The following is a 2,620-nucleotide window of genomic DNA, read 5'->3' as shown; positions in this document are numbered from 1 at the left end:
TCCCGCCTGTAATTCCCATCGGTAACATTCCTAAAGTGAAATGACAGTTAGATTTTGTTTAGAAAATAAAAAGAGAGATCAACTATCCTGAGATAGATGATGTTGTAGATAGGCATTGTCACCTTGTCGGCGACTCCGTATGGCGTACTCATACGCCAATTGTTAAAGAGCGGGAGCTAGTTACGCCAAATCTGGATATAAAACTTCAAGTGGAAGCCCTGTAGCTTTACGGAATTCGTTCATTTTTGTTTTCGGTAAATTACCCCCTCGTTTTTTGAGGTTGGTGATTGCTTGCGGTGTCAATCCCACTAACTGAGCTAAAGTCTTCTGTTTACCACCAACCGCATTAATAGCTATCTGTAATGGCGTTTGTGAAAAAACCATAAAAGTAACTCCATGTTTAATTAATAAACACAATGTTAACTCAAGCAATATCATAAAGCAACATAAAGGCGATTGAAAAAAACACATAATGTTTATATTTTTAGGCTTGGAGGGTAATATGACTTTGAAAGATCGACTCAAAATCATTCTGAACCGAGAAAATTTAAAACAAAAAGAATTAGCACAATTACTAAATGCTAGCTCTCAGACTGTAAATAATTGGCTAAGAAGAGATACTATAAGCAAAGAAGCCGCCCAAAGTTTGTGTGAGAAACTTGGCTATTCATTGGATTGGTTGCTTAATGGAGTAGGAGAACCTAAGTTGATAAGCACAACGGGCCTACATCACGTTAAATCAGAGATCCCACCAGAAAGTGAATGGACAACCATTGCACCGTGGGATAGCGGCACTCCATTAGATAACGATGAAGTAGAAGTTCCGTTTTTAAAAGATATTGAATTTGCATGTGGCAGTGGTAACTGTATTGATATGGATTATAACGGCTTCAAGTTAAGGTTTTCTAAAGCAACCCTGAGAAAAGTAGGTGCGTCAACAAACGGCTCTACAGTTCTTTGTTTCCCAGCTAAAGGAGATAGCATGGAGCCAATTATTCCAGATGGAACAGCAGTAGCAATAGACATCGCCAACAAGAAAATTATTGATGGAAAGATTTATGCAATTGAACAAGATGGCTTAAAACGCCTTAAGTGTCTCTACAGACGTCCTCAAGGAAAGATACTCATTAGAAGTTACAACCGTGATGAATATGAAGATGAGATTGCAGATGAAAGTCAAGTGAATATTATTGGCAAACTGTTTTGGCATTCAGTTCTACATTATTAATGAGTTCGACATAAAACATTCCTATAAACCCCTTTCCGGGGTTTTTTTGCATCCTCTCTTTTAAGTCCTTCCAATTTAAATCACAAAACAAACCACTTGTTATAAAAACATCCAATAAATCAACAGCGAGTCTATATATGAGATATTTCTTACACAAATAAATAAACATTTAGTTGACTTGAAAATAAACATGGTGTTTAATTAATGTCATCCAAGGCAGGGAGCCAAACGTAAAAGGAAGTTCGCTCTTTAACATCTCTGGCGGCGCTGACAAAGTGCCAACCCACAACCAGCCGGTTTTGGCGTGTAGTGAAGGTAAGGTGAATGACTGCACCCCAAAACCAACTGATTGGAGGATTTATGACAACTATCATCATGAAGAAGTCATGTAAGCCTGAATTTTTACGGGGTAATGCTATTAGCAGGCGTCATGCCAGACGGAAGGCAGAAGCAATATCAAGGAATGCTGTAGAAAGTATTCTGAATGATATATGGCCTGAACAAAAAGAGCCGAAGAAAGATCGCCCAGTTCTATCACTAAGAACCAAATCAGTACCTAGTTTCGATAACTGCTGCTTACCAGAAGTAGCACTTTATTCAACCAAAACCAAGTCCCGCCGTCGATTGGAGTCGGGCGGGGTTAGTGCGAGGGTTTAGTGTGGAAATAATGAAATCAAAGCAAGTCGTCATTATGTACAGAACGGCAAACCAAGTTTCGCGAGTATCAAATGAATTAGCTGGTTCCTATATGTATTTCGCAAGAGCTCAGGATGCTATGGATACCGGGTTATTTTGCCAAAAGCTTATTTTAGATTATTGGGATGGTGATGAGAAATTCGATTTTCTCGAAAAGAGATTTGAAATTAAAAGCAGGTGTGACCTTACGCAGGATGAAATAGGGATTGCTTGTTGACTAATTCCAGCTCATTTCCGAGTGGGCTGTGGTGAGTTACTCTGATATATTCATGGATTCGACAATGGGTTCATGAGGGATTATGACTTTTTCATATCCAATAGTATTTTATGCAGCTATATATATGGGGATATTATACCAATTTTGGTATATTTCTATTCCTATAGGGTTACTTTTTGGTTTTCTAGCATTTAAGGTAGTTAAAAAAACACTCGTCAAAATATTATTTTCAATAATAGCAGCAGGGTTATTAATTCCGCCAATATTGACAGCATTAATATTTTTATACCTTAATATAATGGGATTCAATCATTAAATCACCAGCCTCGCAAATGCGGGGCTTTTTATTACCTGAATATAGGAAAATGTAATGAACGATAAAAAACCCGATGAAATAACATTAAGAGATTATTTTGCGGCTAATGCAATGTCTGCAATTGTTCGTCGTTACGATGGTATGGGCTTCGGTGGGAATAAAG

At 37.8% G+C, this 2,620-nt stretch carries 5 protein-coding genes; 3 read left to right on the top strand and 2 right to left on the bottom strand.

Features of this window, described 5'->3' with window-relative positions; genetic code table 11:
- Positions 1-180: 180 nt before the first annotated feature.
- The gene (locus tag Xsto_RS20385) at positions 181-384 is read right to left on the bottom strand and encodes a transcriptional regulator (protein ID WP_099126272.1); all 204 of its coding nucleotides are present in this window, start codon (positions 382-384) and stop codon (positions 181-183) included.
- A gap of 118 nt (positions 385-502) precedes the next feature.
- On the opposite strand from Xsto_RS20385, the gene Xsto_RS20380 reads away from it, so the two are divergent.
- The 3 genes from Xsto_RS20380 to Xsto_RS20370 all read left to right on the top strand — a co-directional run bounded on the left by Xsto_RS20380 (position 503) and on the right by Xsto_RS20370 (position 2,141).
- Positions 503-1,228 (top strand): LexA family transcriptional regulator, encoded by a 726-nt coding sequence (locus Xsto_RS20380; RefSeq protein ID WP_099126274.1) that lies wholly within the window; start codon positions 503-505, stop codon positions 1,226-1,228.
- A gap of 324 nt (positions 1,229-1,552) precedes the next feature.
- Positions 1,553-1,885 carry a transcriptional antitermination N peptide gene (locus tag Xsto_RS20375; protein ID WP_244590479.1) on the top strand — a complete coding sequence of 111 codons (333 nt, stop codon included), beginning with the start codon at positions 1,553-1,555 and terminating at the stop codon, positions 1,883-1,885.
- A 1-nt stretch (position 1,886) separates the two neighbouring features.
- Entirely contained in the window at positions 1,887-2,141 is a 255-nt protein-coding gene (locus tag Xsto_RS20370; protein ID WP_099126271.1) for a hypothetical protein, read from the top strand.
- A 108-nt stretch (positions 2,142-2,249) separates the two neighbouring features.
- Here the strand turns inward: Xsto_RS20370 and Xsto_RS21285 are convergent, their stop codons facing one another.
- Positions 2,250-2,450 (bottom strand): hypothetical protein, encoded by a 201-nt coding sequence (locus Xsto_RS21285; RefSeq protein WP_141554555.1) that lies wholly within the window; start codon positions 2,448-2,450, stop codon positions 2,250-2,252.
- Positions 2,451-2,620: the final 170 nt, after the last annotated feature.

The sequence above is a fragment of the Xenorhabdus stockiae genome (genome assembly GCF_002632825.1).
GTDB classification, from domain to species: Bacteria; Pseudomonadota; Gammaproteobacteria; order Enterobacterales; family Enterobacteriaceae; genus Xenorhabdus; species Xenorhabdus stockiae.
The sequence above is the reverse complement of the archived record's forward strand: the minus strand, read 5'-3'. Positions and strand labels throughout refer to the sequence as shown.